The following is a 13,789-nucleotide window of genomic DNA, read 5'->3' on the forward strand; positions in this document are numbered from 1 at the left end:
AGAAGGGCCATGGCTCAATAGCCTCGGCGATAGAGATAGAGCTGGGTGCCGATCCGCACGATTTCGGCGACAACCAGCGTCGCGATCATCAGATTGAGCTGCTCGGCCTGCCCGATGCCCCAGAAAATCAGGAAAATATTGATCCAGATGCCGACGACGAGCGGATAATAGCCGAAATGCGTGCCACGCATATGAATGCCGCGGTCGCGCTCATCCTCGCGCGCATGGACCTCGCGCGGGCTGCGGATCGCGAGGAACGCCGTCGCGACGGTCATCGCCACGATGATCGCGATGGTCACCGGCACCAGCATCCCGGCGGTCGCCATGACCCCCGCCGGACTTGCAACGATCCGCCACGGGTAAACGAGGAAATACCAGCCGAACGCCAGAATCATCGTCACCAGCGTGACCCAGTGAATCTTTTCCCGAAAGGACATCGTGGAGCTCCATGTCATGTGATTCGAACTCTATGTCGATTATTTTTAACATTGAGTCAATCAAAGATAACATGAAGGGGCTTTGCCGCTTTCGCGCCGGGTCGTTAAGCGCTAAGCCCCCGCGCCATGTCCACGCTCCCCAAAACGCTCACCCTCGACACGTCGACCAGCCGCGCGAATCCGACGCCGCAGCCGATGAAACGCCTAACCGTTCCGCGGATTCGCCAGCGCAAAGGCGGAGAGCCGCTCGTGATGCTGACCGCCTATACGGTTCGTATGGCGCAGCTGCTCGACCCGCATTGCGACATGCTGCTGGTTGGCGATTCGCTTGCGCAGGTGATTTACGGGCTGCCGCATACCGTCGGGGTGACGATGGACATGATGGCGCTGCATGGCGCCGCCGTGGTGCGCGGCAGCTATCATGCGGCCGTGATCGTCGACATGCCGTTCGGCAGCTATGAAGGCAGCCCGCAGCAGGCGTTCGACAATGCCGCGCGGCTGCTCAAGGAAACCGGCGCCGCGGCGGTCAAGGTCGAGGGTGGCAAAGTGCTGGCGCCGACGATCGAATTCCTGACCCAGCGCGGCATCCCGGTGATGGGCCACGTCGGGCTGACGCCGCAGGCGGTCAACATCCTCGGCGGCTATGGCGTGCGCGGCAAGAGCGAGGAAGAAGCCCGCTCGATCGTCGAGGATGCGGTCGCGGTGGCGCAGGCGGGCGCTTTTTCGATCGTCATCGAAGGCGTGCTCGAATCGATCGCGATCGAGATCACGAACAAGGTCGATTGCCCAACGATCGGCATTGGCGCTTCGGCAGAGTGCGACGGCCAGGTTCTGGTTACCGACGACATGCTCGGCATGTTCGAGCGCGTCCCCAAATTCGTCAAAAAATATGAGGATATGGCGGGTGTCGTGAACGGCGCGGTGAAGAACTATGCCGACGAAGTCAGGTCCCGTTCATTCCCGACCGACGATCAGACCTACGCAGGTTGACGGTCGGCGCGCTCGCGCCCCAGTGAAACGCTTGGCCTTTTTCGGCGTCGTCGCTAAGGAAGCGACCGGCCCAGCGCCGCACTGAGTTTATGGAGGTTTGATTGGCCCTGAGCCCGACGAATGATGCCGCGCTGTTGCAGGAAGTCGACGAAGCCGTTCGCAAGGACCGGCTCGACACGATCATGCAGCGCTATGGCCGCTGGATTATCGGCGCGGTCATCGCCGGCCTGCTTGCGTTCGGCGGCTATCTTTATTGGGGGCATCGCCAGGAGCAGGCGCGCGGCGAGCAGGCCGAAGAGCTGGTCGCGGCGTTCGACAAGCTCGGCGCCAACCAGCCCCGCGCCGCCGATGCCGAGCTTCAGAAACTCGTTGATGCCGGCGACCCCGCCTATCGCGCCGCTGCCCAGATGCAGCAGGCGAACATCAAGGCGCAGACCGGCGACCTGAAGGCCGCCGCGGCCTTGATGGCGAAAGTCGCCGCCGACACCAAGCTCGACCCTTCGCTGCGCGACCTCGCGCTGATCCGCCAGACCGCGTTCGAATATGACACGCTGAAACCCGAAGCGGTGATCGCGCGCCTGAAGCCGATGGTCGATGCGAGAGATCCGGCGTCGAGCTGGTTCGCGAGCGCGGCCGAATTGTCGGCGAGCGCGCATTACCAGCTCGGGCAGTTCGACCAGGCCGGTGCGCTGTACGCGCGCATCGCGAAATTGCCGAACGTCGCGAAGTCGCTCCAGTCGCGTTCGGTGCAGATGGCGGGTATGCTGGGCGTCGACGCGGTTTCCGACCGCGCGACGGACAGCGCCAGCGCCGAAAAGACCGCGGCGACCGCCGCCGCGGGGGACCAGAAAGGCAATGCCGCGCCCAAGGCAGCGGCAGCCGAAAAAGTTGAGGACACGAAATAATATGCGGAAAGCGCGTTACGGAATTTATGCGGCATTGCTGGCGCTGCCGCTTGCGGGCTGCGGCGTGTTCAAGGGCGATGGTGGACCCAAGACGCCGACCATCGGCGATCGCGTGTCGATCCTGTCCAATGACAACAGCATCAAGGTCGATGCGGCGACCGCCGGCATCGCGGTCGTCCTGCCCGAACCGGAGGTCAATGCCGCCTGGTCACAATCGGGCGGCAACGCATCGAAATCGATGGGCCATCCGGCGCTGGGCGCGACGCGCAGCCAGCTGTGGCAAGCGAGCATCGCGGGCAGCACCAATAAGCAACGGCTCGCGGCTTCGCCTGTCGTTGCCGACAATCGCCTGTTCGCGGTGGACACCGATGCGGTCGTGTCGGCCTTTTCCGCCGACACCGGGGCGCAGCTGTGGCGGACGCCGATCGGCAGCACCGGGAAGGATTACAAGGATTCGCTGTTCGGCGGCGGCGCCGGGGTCGACGGATCGGTCGTCTATGCAACGAGCGGCGCGGGCGATGTCGCGGCGCTGAACGTCGCCGACGGGTCGGTGATCTGGAAGGTCAAGCCGGCAGGCCCGCTCCGCGGCGCGCCGACGATTGCCTTTGGCGGCGTCTATGTGATCAGCCAGGACAACCAGATTTTTGCGCTCAACGCCACCAATGGCGCGGTGCTGTGGCAGGCGACGGCGTCGCTGGAACCCGGCAGCGTGTTCGGCGCCGCGTCCCCCGCCGCGGGCCAGGGAACGATCGTCGCCGGTTTCTCGTCGGGCGAGGTTCAGGCCTATCGTTACGAAAACGGCCGCGACCTCTGGGAAGATGCGCTGGCGCGGACTTCGATGGCGCTATCGGTTTCGACGCTCACCGACGTTGATGCCGATCCGGTCGTTGATCGCGGCCGGGTCTTTGCGCTTGGTCAGGGCGGGCGCATGGCGAGCTATGAACTGCTCACCGGTCAGCGCAGCTGGGAAATCTCGATCGCGGGCATTTCGACTCCCTATGTCGTCGGCGAGTGGGTTTATGCTATGACCGACGATGGCAAGTTGCTGTGCGTTGCGCGGGGGTCCGGCAAGGTTCGTTGGATCCAGCAGCTCGCGCGTTTCCGGGTCGAAACCGAAAAGAAGAAGAAGGATCCGATCCGCTGGACAGGGCCGATCCTCGCGGGCGGCCGCCTGATCGCAGTGAACAGCGAAGGATTTTTGCAGGAATTTTCGCCGACTGACGGTTCGCTGCTGGGATCGACCGATTTCAAGACGCCGCTGTCGCAGCCGCCGATCGTAGCGAACAATATTTTATACGTCCTCGCGGACGACGGGAAGATCACGGCCTGGCGCTGATATGGCGTCCGGGCCGGGGCGGCCCGGTGTAGGAATAGGGACATGTCGCGATTCGCGACGATTGCCATTGTGGGCCGGCCCAATGTGGGCAAATCGACGCTGTTCAACCGGCTGGTCGGCAAGCGCCTGGCGCTGGTCGACGACCAGCCCGGGGTGACCCGCGACCGGCGCGAGGGCGACGGCGAACTGCTCGGCCTGAAATTCACGATCGTCGATACCGCGGGTTTCGAGGATTATGACGCGGCGACCTTGCCCGGCCGGATGCGCGTGCAGACCGAAAAGGCGGTTCGCGAAGCCGACGCCGCGCTGTTCATGATCGACGGCCGCGCCGGGGTTACGCCGCTCGACGAGGAAATCGCGCGCTGGCTGCGCAGCGAGGACACGCCGATCATCCTCCTCGTCAACAAGGCCGAGGGGAAGCAGGGCGAAAATGGCCTGATGGAAAGCTATTCGCTCGGCTTCGACAATCCGATCGCGCTCAGCGCCGAGCATGGAGAAGGCGTCGTCGACCTGTTCGATGCGCTGCGGCCGATCATCGAGGGCTTCGACGCCGCCGAGGCTGAGGCATTGCCGCCGCCGGTCGAAGGCGAAGAGGATGAGGAAGCGCCGCTCGGCCCGATGAAGCTGGCGATCGTCGGCCGGCCCAATGCGGGCAAATCGACGCTGATCAACCGCATGATCGGCGAAGACCGGCTGATCACCGGGCCCGAGGCGGGGATCACACGCGATTCGATCCGCGTCGACTGGCAATGGGAAAAGGATGGCGAGGTCCACGAGATCCAGTTGTTCGATACAGCGGGCATGCGCAAGCGCGCAAAGGTGGTCGACAAGCTGGAGAAATTGTCGGTCGCCGACGCGCTCCACGCGGTCGATTTCGCCGAGGTTGTCGTGCTGCTGCTCGATGCGACCAAGGGGCTTGAGGCGCAGGACCTGCGTATCGCCGACAAAGTGCTGCAGGAAGGACGCGCGCTGATCGTCGCGCTCAACAAGTGGGATGTTGCCGAAGATCCCTCGTCGCTGTTCAACGGCGTGCGCACCGCGCTCGATGACGGGCTGAGCCAGGTCAAGGGGGTGCCCGTGCTCAGCATTTCGGGCGCGACGGGCAAGGGCATCGACACGCTGGTCCGCGTCGCGTTCGAGCAGCGCGAAATCTGGACCAACCGGGTGTCGACCGCGCGGCTCAACCGCTGGTTCGAAGGTGCCGTCACGGCGAATCCGCCCCCGGCACCCGGCGGCAAGCGGATCAAGCTGCGCTATATCACGCAGGCGCGTACGCGCCCGCCGACCTTCGTCGTTTTCGGATCGCGGACAGATGCGCTGCCCGGAAGCTACGAACGCTATCTGGTCAACGGGATGCGCAAGGAACTGGGGTTCCAGGGGGTGCCGGTGCGGCTCAATTTCCGCAATTCGCGCAATCCCTATGACGAGTGAACGGGCGGCGCTGGTCGTCGATGCGCGCGGGATGCGTTGCCCCTGGCCCGCGCTGCGGCTGGCGCGGGCGATGCGCGACGCGACCGAGGTCGTGCTGATCGCCGACGATCCGCAGGCGGGACGCGAAGTCGCGGCGCTCGCCGCCGAACATGGTTGGCGCGTCGATGGCGACACGGCGGCCGACGGCGAGGGGCGCTGGCGCGTTAGCCGCTGACCCAAAATGGATCGCTTTCTTTGCCTGGTCGTCCTCACCGTAACGTCTTTTTTACCTGATTTGGGGCATGGACTGCTTGGGACCACGGCCGAATTTGAATACCAAGGGATAAAGCATTGGACGAGATCCTGGTCGATTGGGATGAATTTCGCGCGACGCGGACCCAGTTGGGTGCCGCGTTCGTACGGATTCTCGGCTATTTTCGCGAAGACGGCACCAAGTCGGTGGCGGCGATCGAGGATGCGATGCGCGCCCGCGATGCCCGCGGGCTCGTGATGCCCGCGCATACGCTGAAAAGCGAAGCGCGGCAGTTCGGCGGCGAAAAGCTCGGCGCGCTCGCCGAGGATATCGAGATGTTCGCCCGGCACTGTGTCGAAAGCCAGATCAGCCCGGAGGAATATCTGCCGCGCGTGGTCGCGCTGCGCCCGCTGTTCGAGGAAACGCTCGGCGCGCTCGAGCGCGAGGCCAATCCGCTCGTCCAGCGCCGCCCCGCCGGTTTCGACCGCGCCGTCGGCTTCTAGATGCGCGCCGCCTTGCGCATCGGCTGAAGCTGCCAGCGCGACAGGCTGCGCCAGATCCATTCGAGCGGGCCATAATCGAACCGGTCGAGCCAGGGCTTTGACCACAGCAGCATCGCCGCCCACATCGCAAAGCAGAAAAGATACAGCGCGGCGCGTCCGACGCTGCCGTAAAGCCCGAGCCCATAGCCATAAAAGATCGTCGTCATCACGATCGACGTCGCAAGGTAATTGGTAAAGGCCATGCGGCCCGTCGCGGCGAGCCGCGCGCGGACGCGAGCGCTCGCGCTAGTCTGAATCAGCCTCATGACAAGCGCCGCCCAACCGACCGTCGCGGCGATGTCGAACGGCGCCGACAGCGACAGCGAAGCGCCGAAGGTCGATATCGCGCTGAACCCGCTCGCATATTGATACCACGCCAGGCCGACGAGCGGCGGGAGCCCGATCAGGAAGCCGGCCAGTGCCCATTTGCGGTAGCGCGCGGCGTCCCATTCGCCGGTCAGCATCCGCGATTTGAACAGGGCCATGCCGATCAGCATCAGGCCCATCGTTTCCCACAGGAACATCAGCGCCTCGACAAAGGGGTCGGTTGCCCCCGGACCCAGCTTTTCGGCGACGATGCTGCCATAGCTGCCGAGGTGATTGGCGATGTCCTTCGCATAACTTGCGGCGTTCGGTCCCATGTCGGCGTTCAGCCGCGCGAGATCGCGCTGCATCTGCACGGTCGCCTCGGGCGGCAGCTTCCCGGCTTCGCCCAGCGCGAACATCAACCAGCCCAGGACGAGGAAGCCGATCCCGATGACGAAAAAGATGATCGCCCAGACGACCAGTGCCTTCACCGGCAGGTTGCGGAACGCAAAGAGCAGCACCCCGCAAACCGCGTAGAGGAAGAGAATATCGCCGAACCAGATGAAATAATAATGGACGAGGCCGAAGACGCCGAGCCAGAGCATGCGCGAATAATGCGCACCCGCGGCGCTGCGCCCGCTCGCGGTGGCGCTTTCGATCACGAGCAGGGTGCTGGCGCCGAACAGGATCGAAAACAGGCCGCGCATCTTGGAATCGACGAAAACGAAATTGAAGAACCAGGTTTCGAGATCGAGGTTACCGACGGGCCCGCCCGCCAGCGGGTTGGTATAGGCTGAAAAGGGCAGGGCGAAAGCGACGATGTTCATCGCCAATATGCCCATCACCGCCACGCCGCGGATCGCATCGAGGCTTTCGTATCGCGTCGATACCCTGTCCATGTCCGCTCCCATCCGATTGACCGCGAGGGCCTATCCTGCGCGCCAAAAGGCGTCGAGCGGTTTCGACGATGAGCGGTTATTGACATCTATGTCAGTAATGCTATCTGCATAGCGTCACATGATTCGGACGAGACCAGCCATGACCCCGACCCTCTTCTCCCACCCCGACCGCCAGATGCCGAAGTTCCGCCCGTTCAAGGCGTTCCAGCACTTCCGCAAGCTGATCGCGGACAAGGAAGACACCGAACAGGTCTTCCACATCTTCGAAAATCTGCCGCGCAAGGGGTTCATGGACGATGCGCGCGCCTTTGTGACAAGCGATTTCGGCAAAAAGCTGATGGAACGCGAACCCTATCTGCCCGATCTGCTCGACGATCACAGCTGGATCGACGAACTGCCCGAAGGCAGCGTCGGCCACGCCTATGTCACCTTCATGCGCCGCGAAGGGCTGTCGGCCGCGGGCCTCGTTGCCGAAAGCGAGAAGATGGGGCGCCCGCAATATGACGATCAGGTGCAATGGTATTCGAACCGGCTGCGCGACACGCACGACCTGTTCCATATCCTGACCGGCTATGGCCGCGACGCGCTCGGCGAACAATGCGTGCTCGGCTTCACCTATGGCCAGACCGGCAATTACGGCAATTTTTTCATCGCCTATGCTGGCGGTTACGAGGTGAAACGCAGCATCAAGAGCGACGCGCCGGTCTTCGGCGCGATCCGTCAGGGCCAGCGCCACGGCAAGGCCGCAAAGGCGATCATCGAACAGGACATCCGCGCGCTGCTCGCCGAACCGCTCGAAGCCGCGCGCGCGCGGCTGGGGATCGGCAAGCCGACGCTCTATGAAGAAGCGCATCGCGCGTATCGAAGCCGCGGCATCGACCCGTACAACTTCCTGGCGTCGCAGCAGGCGATGGCGGCCTGAATTAAATCTTCCCTGTGGCGAAGCCATGGGGAGGGGGACCGCTCATCGCAGATGAGTGGTGGAGGGGCCGCGACGGTAGCGCCAAAGCCCCTCCGTCAGCGCTTCGCGCTGCCACCTCCCCATCGCTACGCGACAGGGAGGATCTATTTTAGCTTGGCGATCAGCGCCCGCGCCGCGGCCGGATTGCGGACCTTCGCGCCTGAAATGAAGAAGAGATAGACGTCGCGGTCGCCCTTGGCCCAGTCCTTGGCCTGCTTGGCCCATTGGTCGAGGGCCTTGGCGTCATAGCCGGTCTCGACATTCTCTTGGCTGCGCTGGAGCCGCGCATAGGTGAAATCGGCGGTCTGTTCGTCGATGCACGGGAATTCGTCGCTGTCGGCATAGACGACCGCCATATTCCGTTCGCGCAGCATGTCGATGAAGGCGGGGTCGCGAAAGCTTTCGTTGCGCACCTCGATCGCGTGGCGCAGCGGGACGCCATCCTGCGTCTCGGGGAGCAGGTCGAGGAAACCCGCGAAATCGTCGCGGTCAAATTTCTTCGTCGCCATGAACTGCCAGTGGATCGGGCCGAGCCGGTCGCCGAGCCGCGTAATGCCCTGCGTCAGGAATTTCTCGATCGATGCGGCGCCTTCGGCCAATATTTTGCGGTTGGTCGTGAAGCGCGACGCCTTGACGCTGAACTTGAAGCCGTCGGGAACCGACGCGGCCCAATTGGCGAAAGTTTCGGGCTTTTGGCTGCCATAATAGGTGCCATTGATCTCGATCCCGGTCAGATGCTGGCCGGCATATTCGAGCTCGCGCTTTTGCGCGAGGCCCGCGGGATAGAAGGGACCGCGCCAGGGTTCGAAGGTCCAGCCGCCAATGCCGATATGGATGGTCATGCGATCCTCACCTCCCGGACAATGACGGCTATGCCAGAGCTGCGTCGGCGCCCATCAGATTGGGGAAGAAACCTTCATGCGCGTCGCGCAGTTCCGCCAGCGTCACCTGATGATCGCTACCCGGCAGTTCGAAGACGATGCGGTCCTTGATCGTCCGGCCGACGGGGTCGACCGGCACGTCGGCGCGGCCGGCGGCGTCGAGGAAGTCGGCGAGGCAGGTGTCGCAGACGGTGACGAGGTAGAGGCCCTGATCTTCCCCGAAAAAGCTTTCGGCGATGCCGAACGGCTGTTCCTCGCTGACCAGTACGCCGATGTTCGATTTCAGCGCCATTTCGGCGAGCGTCACCGCGATACCGCCGTCGGACACGTCGTGGCAGGCGGTGATCCAGCCGGCGTTGATGCTCTTGCGGATGAAGTCGCCGGTGCGCTTTTCGGCGCGGAGGTCGACGGGCGGCGGCGGGCCTTCTTCGCGGCCATGGATTTCGCGCAGCCAGATCGATTGCCCCAGGTGGCCGGCGCGTTCGCCGACCGCGAGGACGATGTCGCCGGTGCGTTTGAAGCCGATGCCGACCGCCTTGGTCAGGTCCTCGATCACCCCGACGCCGCCGATCGCGGGGGTCGGCAGGATCGCGCTGCCGCCGCCGGTTGCCTTGCTCTCGTTATAGAGACTGACGTTACCCGACACGATCGGATAATCGAGCGCGCGGCACGCCTGCGCCATGCCGTCGAGGCAGCCCACGATCTGCCCCATGATTTCGGGACGCTGCGGGTTCGCGAAGTTGAGGCAATTGGTGATCGCGAGCGGGGTCGCGCCGACCGCGCTGATGTTGCGCCAGGTTTCGGCGACCGCTTGCTTGCCGCCCTCGACGGGGTCGGCGTAGCAATAGCGCGGGGTGCAGTCGGTCGACATGGCGAGCGCGCGGTTCGTGCCGTGGATGCGGACGAGCGCGGCGTCGCCACCGATCTGCACCGTGTCGCCGCCAACCTGGCTGTCATATTGTTCCCAGATCCAGCGGCGGCTGGCGATGTCGGGGGTGGCCATCAGCGTCTTGAGGTCCGCCGCGACGTCCTTGGTCTCGGGAACGCCGGTCAGGTCGGCCTGCTTCGGCGTCGGGACATGCGGGCGGTCGTAGAGCGGCGCATCGTCGGCGAGCGGCGCGAGCGGAATGTCGCAGACGATCTCGCCATGATGTTCCAGCACCATGCGCCCCGTGTCGGTAACGGTGCCGATGACCGCGAAGTCGAGCTCCCATTTGTGGAAGATTGCCTTCGCAAATTCTTCCTTGCCGGGCTTCAGGACCATCAGCATGCGTTCCTGCGATTCGGACAGCATCATTTCGTACGCCGTCATGCCGGTTTCACGCTGCGGCACATCGTCCATCTTGAGGTGCAGGCCGACGCCGCCCTTCGACGCCATTTCGACCGACGAGCTGGTCAGGCCCGCGGCGCCCATGTCCTGAATCGCGACGATCGCGTCCGACGCCATGAGTTCGAGGCACGCCTCGATCAGCAATTTTTCGGTAAAGGGGTCGCCGACCTGCACCGTCGGGCGCTTTTCCTCGGCATCCTCGCCGAAGTCGGCCGACGCCATGGTGGCGCCGTGGATGCCGTCGCGGCCGGTCTTCGATCCAACATAGACGATCGGATTGCCGACGCCCGAGGCAGCCGAATAGAAGATCTTGTCCTGCTCGGCGACGCCGACCGTCATCGCGTTGACGAGGATATTGCCGTCATAGGCCTTGTGGAAATTGACCTCACCGCCGACCGTCGGCACGCCGACGCAATTGCCGTAACCGCCGATGCCGTGGACGACGCCCGAGATGAGGTGCTTCATCTTCGGATGGTCGGGGCGGCCGAAACGCAGCGCGTTGAGGTTCGCGACGGGGCGCGCGCCCATCGTGAACACATCGCGCAAAATGCCGCCGACCCCGGTTGCCGCGCCCTGATAGGGTTCGATGTACGACGGGTGGTTGTGGCTCTCCATCTTGAAGATCGCGGCGAGCTTCTTGCCGTCGGGCCCTTCGCCAATGTCGATGACCCCAGCATTCTCGCCGGGGCCGCAGATCACCCACGGGGCCTCGGTCGGCAGCTTCTTCAAATGGATACGCGAGCTTTTATAGCTGCAATGCTCGGACCACATGACCGAAAAGATGCCGAGTTCGACAAGGTTCGGCTCGCGTCCGAGCGCCGCGAGAACGCGATCATATTCTTCGGGCGAAAGCCCATGCTCGGCGACGATTTCGGGGGTGATGGCGGGCGCTGGCTGAGTCATGGCGCGCCTTTAGCGACACCAGCGTAAAACGAACAGACCCCATGATGCGAAAACATCATGGGGTCTGCGGTCGGAGCTTGTTTTAGCGCGAAGCGAGCGTGGTCGTCTCGGTCTCGAGCGGTTCGACATCGCGAAGCGCGAAGCTCACCTGCTGCGAACCGACAGTGCCACGTACGCGGCGATCGCCGACGCGGAGCGTGAACGGCTTGCCGGTGCGTTCCTCGATGCCGCTGATCACGCGGGTGTCGCCCACCTTGGTGACGGTGTAGCTGTAGGTGGAGCCTTCATGCTCGAAACGCTTGACCGCTTCGTCCTTGGCGAGCGCGGCGGTCGGCGCCAGCGCGAGCAAACCAAGGGCGGGGAGAATATAGTTTTTCATGGTGCAAGTCCTTGTCGATTGAACAAAACTTGCCTTTGAGCCCCTCTCTTCTTGTGCAGTGCAACATGGCGGGCGATGCGCGCGTCAGCAATTGCAAAAAACAGAAATGTGATTGCGTTTAACGAAGGTGGTCGGCCGCCGCGCGGCACCCAGGCAAGCGCGACCCGCGCCGCCGCGCCAACAGCGAAACCCGTCGCGAGCGTACCCCGGGCGATGTCGAGCAATGTGACCGTGGTCGACCGGCTCTTCATCGTCGCACGATTGGTGAGATCAACTAGGCCATGTCGCAGTAAAAGCCGAACAGGCGCTCCAAGCGCCGCGACATGCCACTTGCCTGCGGCGATACGAATCGCCTCGATCCCGGGGACGAGTAGCGCGGCGGAGCTAATATCGACGAGTGGGGCGGCGACGAACAGCGTCCCGAGCCCCGCCCCCTGGGACGGGCCGCGACGCCCAGCGCGGGGGCGAAATGGCCGATGAACTTGGTGCGACGCTATCGGGCAAAATCGCCACGTCGAGCTTGACCGCAAGGGGGCGAAGGGGCCAAAGCAGGGCCCATGACGGATACCCCCGACCCCGCTGCCGTTCCCGACATCGTCTCGCTGTCGTTCGAAGCCGCGATGGGCGAGCTGGAAACGATCGTGCGGCGGCTCGAAAGCGGCGACGTCAGCCTTGAAGAGTCGGTAACGCTTTACGAGCGCGGTCATGCGCTGCGCGGCCATTGCGAAGCGCGGCTGGCAGCGGCGCAGGCGCGGATCGAACAGGTCAGCCTGGGCGCCGACGGCCGTCCTGCGGGAACCACCTCCTTCGGCGAAAGCTGATCGGTCATGGCGCGCGCCGACGACCAGCTTTCGCGGGGAACCCAGTTGCTGCTTTCGACCCAGGCCGAGGTGGTGGCGGGGATCGACCGATTGTTCGACCAGTTGCTGCCCGTGCCCGCCGACCCGCGCGGGCCGCTCTATGAAGCGATGCGCCACGCCGCGATCGCTGGCGGGAAACGGCTGCGTCCGATGCTCGTCCGCGCGGCGGGCGACCTGTTCCACGTCGACCGCGCGCTGAGCCTGCGGGTGGGTGCGGCGGTCGAGGCGATGCATGTCTATTCGCTGATCCACGACGACCTGCCGTGCATGGACGACGACGATATGCGCCGGGGCAAGCCGACGGTGCACAAGGCGTTCGACGAGGCGACCGCGGTCCTTGCGGGCGATTCGCTCCACGCGCTTGCCTTCGAATGGCTGTGCGATCCGGCGACGAGCGCCGATCCCTTCGTACGCGGCGAGCTGTGCTGCGAACTTGCGCGCGCCGCGGGACCTGCTGGCATGGCGGGCGGGCAGATGATGGACCTCGCCGCCGAAACATCCGATTTCGACCTGCCGACGGTCACGCGGCTCCAGCAATTGAAGACCGGCGCGCTGATCGCTTTTTCGGTCGAGGCGGGGGCGATCCTTGCGCGCATCCCCCCCGACGGACGCCGCCCGTTGCGCGGCTATGCGCGGGACATCGGGCTGGCCTTCCAGATCGCCGACGACATCATGGACGTCGAGGGCGACGAGGTACTGGCGGGCAAGGCGCTGCACAAGGACGAGGCCGCGGGCAAAGCGACCTTCGTGACGCTGATGGGGCTGGAGCGCGCGCGCGAACAGGCGACGTTGCTCGTCGATCAGGCGATCCAGCACCTCGCCGGATTCGGCGAAGAGGCGGCGCTGCTCCGCGCGATCGCGCGTTATGTCGTGGAAAGGGACCGTTGATGCGGGTGGGGGTTTATCCGGGCACGTTCGATCCGATCACACTCGGCCATATGGACATCATCCGCCGCGGCGCGAAGCTCGTCGACCGGCTTGTCATCGGGGTGACGACGAATATCACCAAATCGCCGATGTTCGACGACGACGAACGCATCGCGATGGTGAAGGCCGAGGTCGCCTCCATCGAAGGCGACATTCGCGTCGTGGGCTTCAACTCGCTGCTGATGGATTTTGCCGAGCGCGAGGGGGCGAGCGTCATCGTTCGCGGGCTGCGCGCGGTCGCCGACTTCGAATATGAATATCAGATGGCGGGGATGAACCAGCAGCTCAACGACCGGATCGAAACGATATTCCTGATGGCCGACGTCGGCTTGCAGCCGATCGCTTCGCGGCTGGTCAAGGAAATCGCGATCTTCGGCGGCGACATCCATAAATTCGTGACGCCCGCCGTGCGTGATGCGGTCACCGCGCGTATCGCCGAACGCGGCCTTCGTCAGGGCGACGGGTGATAC

General features: G+C 64.3%; 15 protein-coding genes. 10 read left to right on the forward strand and 5 right to left on the reverse strand.

From position 1 onward, the window contains the following. Positions 1-14 precede the first annotated feature (14 nt). Positions 15-437, reverse strand: coding sequence for a hypothetical protein (locus HDC35_RS16590; RefSeq protein ID WP_184648504.1), 423 nt, complete (start codon positions 435-437; stop codon positions 15-17). A gap of 126 nt (positions 438-563) precedes the next feature. Here HDC35_RS16590 and panB point away from each other — a divergent pair, with 126 nt between their 5' ends. The 6 genes from panB to HDC35_RS16620 all read left to right on the forward strand — a co-directional run bounded on the left by panB (position 564) and on the right by HDC35_RS16620 (position 5,834). After that, on the forward strand, positions 564-1,427 hold the full coding sequence (gene panB, locus HDC35_RS16595) for a 3-methyl-2-oxobutanoate hydroxymethyltransferase (RefSeq protein ID WP_184648505.1): 864 nt from the start codon (positions 564-566) through the stop codon (positions 1,425-1,427). A gap of 101 nt (positions 1,428-1,528) precedes the next feature. Next, a complete protein-coding gene (locus tag HDC35_RS16600; protein WP_184648506.1) occupies positions 1,529-2,332 on the forward strand; it encodes a tetratricopeptide repeat protein in 804 nt (267 codons plus the stop codon). A gap of 1 nt (position 2,333) precedes the next feature. Next, positions 2,334-3,668, forward strand: a complete 1,335-nt coding sequence (locus HDC35_RS16605) for a PQQ-binding-like beta-propeller repeat protein (RefSeq protein ID WP_184648507.1) — start codon at positions 2,334-2,336, stop codon at positions 3,666-3,668. 42 nt (positions 3,669-3,710) lie between these two features. After that, complete coding sequence (der, locus tag HDC35_RS16610; protein ID WP_184648508.1) at positions 3,711-5,099, forward strand: ribosome biogenesis GTPase Der; 1,389 nt, start codon at positions 3,711-3,713, stop codon at positions 5,097-5,099. Continuing rightward, a complete protein-coding gene (locus HDC35_RS16615; RefSeq protein ID WP_184648509.1) occupies positions 5,089-5,313 on the forward strand; it encodes a sulfurtransferase TusA family protein in 225 nt (74 codons plus the stop codon). Before der ends, HDC35_RS16615 begins: the two co-directional genes overlap by 11 nt. A 116-nt stretch (positions 5,314-5,429) precedes the next feature. Further along, positions 5,430-5,834 carry an Hpt domain-containing protein gene (locus HDC35_RS16620; RefSeq protein ID WP_184648510.1) on the forward strand — a complete coding sequence of 135 codons (405 nt, stop codon included), beginning with the start codon at positions 5,430-5,432 and terminating at the stop codon, positions 5,832-5,834. On the opposite strand, the gene HDC35_RS16625 is transcribed toward HDC35_RS16620, so the two are convergent. Next, complete coding sequence (locus HDC35_RS16625; protein ID WP_184648511.1) at positions 5,831-7,078, reverse strand: DUF418 domain-containing protein; 1,248 nt, start codon at positions 7,076-7,078, stop codon at positions 5,831-5,833. The genes HDC35_RS16620 and HDC35_RS16625 overlap by 4 nt on opposite strands. Positions 7,079-7,217: 139 nt before the next feature. Between HDC35_RS16625 and HDC35_RS16630 the strand changes: the two genes are divergently transcribed. Beyond that, positions 7,218-8,000, forward strand: a complete 783-nt coding sequence (locus tag HDC35_RS16630; RefSeq protein WP_260397799.1) for a Coq4 family protein — start codon at positions 7,218-7,220, stop codon at positions 7,998-8,000. A gap of 143 nt (positions 8,001-8,143) precedes the next feature. On the opposite strand, the gene HDC35_RS16635 is transcribed toward HDC35_RS16630, so the two are convergent. The 3 genes from HDC35_RS16635 to HDC35_RS16645 form a co-directional block, all read right to left on the reverse strand. Then, a complete protein-coding gene (locus tag HDC35_RS16635; RefSeq protein ID WP_184648512.1) occupies positions 8,144-8,881 on the reverse strand; it encodes a DUF72 domain-containing protein in 738 nt (245 codons plus the stop codon). 28 nt (positions 8,882-8,909) lie between these two features. Then, positions 8,910-11,153 (reverse strand): phosphoribosylformylglycinamidine synthase subunit PurL, encoded by a 2,244-nt coding sequence (purL, locus tag HDC35_RS16640; protein WP_184648513.1) that lies wholly within the window; start codon positions 11,151-11,153, stop codon positions 8,910-8,912. Between the two features lie 82 nt (positions 11,154-11,235). After that, positions 11,236-11,532: a hypothetical protein gene (locus HDC35_RS16645; RefSeq protein ID WP_184648514.1), complete on the reverse strand. Its 297-nt coding sequence runs from the start codon at positions 11,530-11,532 to the stop codon at positions 11,236-11,238. Positions 11,533-12,089: 557 nt separating this feature from the next. On the opposite strand from HDC35_RS16645, the gene HDC35_RS16650 reads away from it, so the two are divergent. The 3 genes from HDC35_RS16650 to coaD are packed head-to-tail and all read left to right on the forward strand — an operon-like array spanning position 12,090 to position 13,786. Continuing rightward, positions 12,090-12,353 carry an exodeoxyribonuclease VII small subunit gene (locus tag HDC35_RS16650; RefSeq protein ID WP_184648515.1) on the forward strand — a complete coding sequence of 88 codons (264 nt, stop codon included), beginning with the start codon at positions 12,090-12,092 and terminating at the stop codon, positions 12,351-12,353. 6 nt (positions 12,354-12,359) lie between these two features. Next, complete coding sequence (locus HDC35_RS16655) at positions 12,360-13,280, forward strand: polyprenyl synthetase family protein (protein WP_184648516.1); 921 nt, start codon at positions 12,360-12,362, stop codon at positions 13,278-13,280. Continuing rightward, positions 13,280-13,786, forward strand: a complete 507-nt coding sequence (coaD, locus tag HDC35_RS16660) for a pantetheine-phosphate adenylyltransferase (protein ID WP_184648517.1) — start codon at positions 13,280-13,282, stop codon at positions 13,784-13,786. The genes HDC35_RS16655 and coaD overlap by 1 nt, the downstream gene beginning before the upstream one ends. Positions 13,787-13,789 lie beyond the last annotated feature (3 nt).

The organism is Sphingopyxis sp. JAI128 (genome assembly GCF_014207235.1).
GTDB lineage: Bacteria > Pseudomonadota > Alphaproteobacteria > Sphingomonadales > Sphingomonadaceae > Sphingopyxis.

What these genes read in the sequence shown, in the direction of transcription:
- panB (WP_184648505.1), top strand. Translation starts at nt 564, where the DNA reads ATGTCCACGCTCCCCAAAACGCTCACCCTCGACACGTCGACCAGCCGC.
- HDC35_RS16650 (WP_184648515.1), top strand. Translation starts at nt 12,090, where the DNA reads ATGACGGATACCCCCGACCCCGCTGCCGTTCCCGACATCGTCTCGCTG.
- coaD (WP_184648517.1), top strand. Translation starts at nt 13,280, where the DNA reads ATGCGGGTGGGGGTTTATCCGGGCACGTTCGATCCGATCACACTCGGC.
- HDC35_RS16615 (WP_184648509.1), top strand. Translation starts at nt 5,089, where the DNA reads ATGACGAGTGAACGGGCGGCGCTGGTCGTCGATGCGCGCGGGATGCGT.
- HDC35_RS16630 (WP_260397799.1), top strand. Translation starts at nt 7,218, where the DNA reads ATGACCCCGACCCTCTTCTCCCACCCCGACCGCCAGATGCCGAAGTTC.
- der (WP_184648508.1), top strand. Translation starts at nt 3,711, where the DNA reads ATGTCGCGATTCGCGACGATTGCCATTGTGGGCCGGCCCAATGTGGGC.
- HDC35_RS16605 (WP_184648507.1), top strand. Translation starts at nt 2,334, where the DNA reads ATGCGGAAAGCGCGTTACGGAATTTATGCGGCATTGCTGGCGCTGCCG.
- HDC35_RS16635 (WP_184648512.1), bottom strand. Translation starts at nt 8,881, where the DNA reads ATGACCATCCATATCGGCATTGGCGGCTGGACCTTCGAACCCTGGCGC.
- HDC35_RS16590 (WP_184648504.1), bottom strand. Translation starts at nt 437, where the DNA reads ATGTCCTTTCGGGAAAAGATTCACTGGGTCACGCTGGTGACGATGATT.
- purL (WP_184648513.1), bottom strand. Translation starts at nt 11,153, where the DNA reads ATGACTCAGCCAGCGCCCGCCATCACCCCCGAAATCGTCGCCGAGCAT.
- HDC35_RS16625 (WP_184648511.1), bottom strand. Translation starts at nt 7,078, where the DNA reads ATGGACAGGGTATCGACGCGATACGAAAGCCTCGATGCGATCCGCGGC.
- HDC35_RS16655 (WP_184648516.1), top strand. Translation starts at nt 12,360, where the DNA reads ATGGCGCGCGCCGACGACCAGCTTTCGCGGGGAACCCAGTTGCTGCTT.
- HDC35_RS16645 (WP_184648514.1), bottom strand. Translation starts at nt 11,532, where the DNA reads ATGAAAAACTATATTCTCCCCGCCCTTGGTTTGCTCGCGCTGGCGCCG.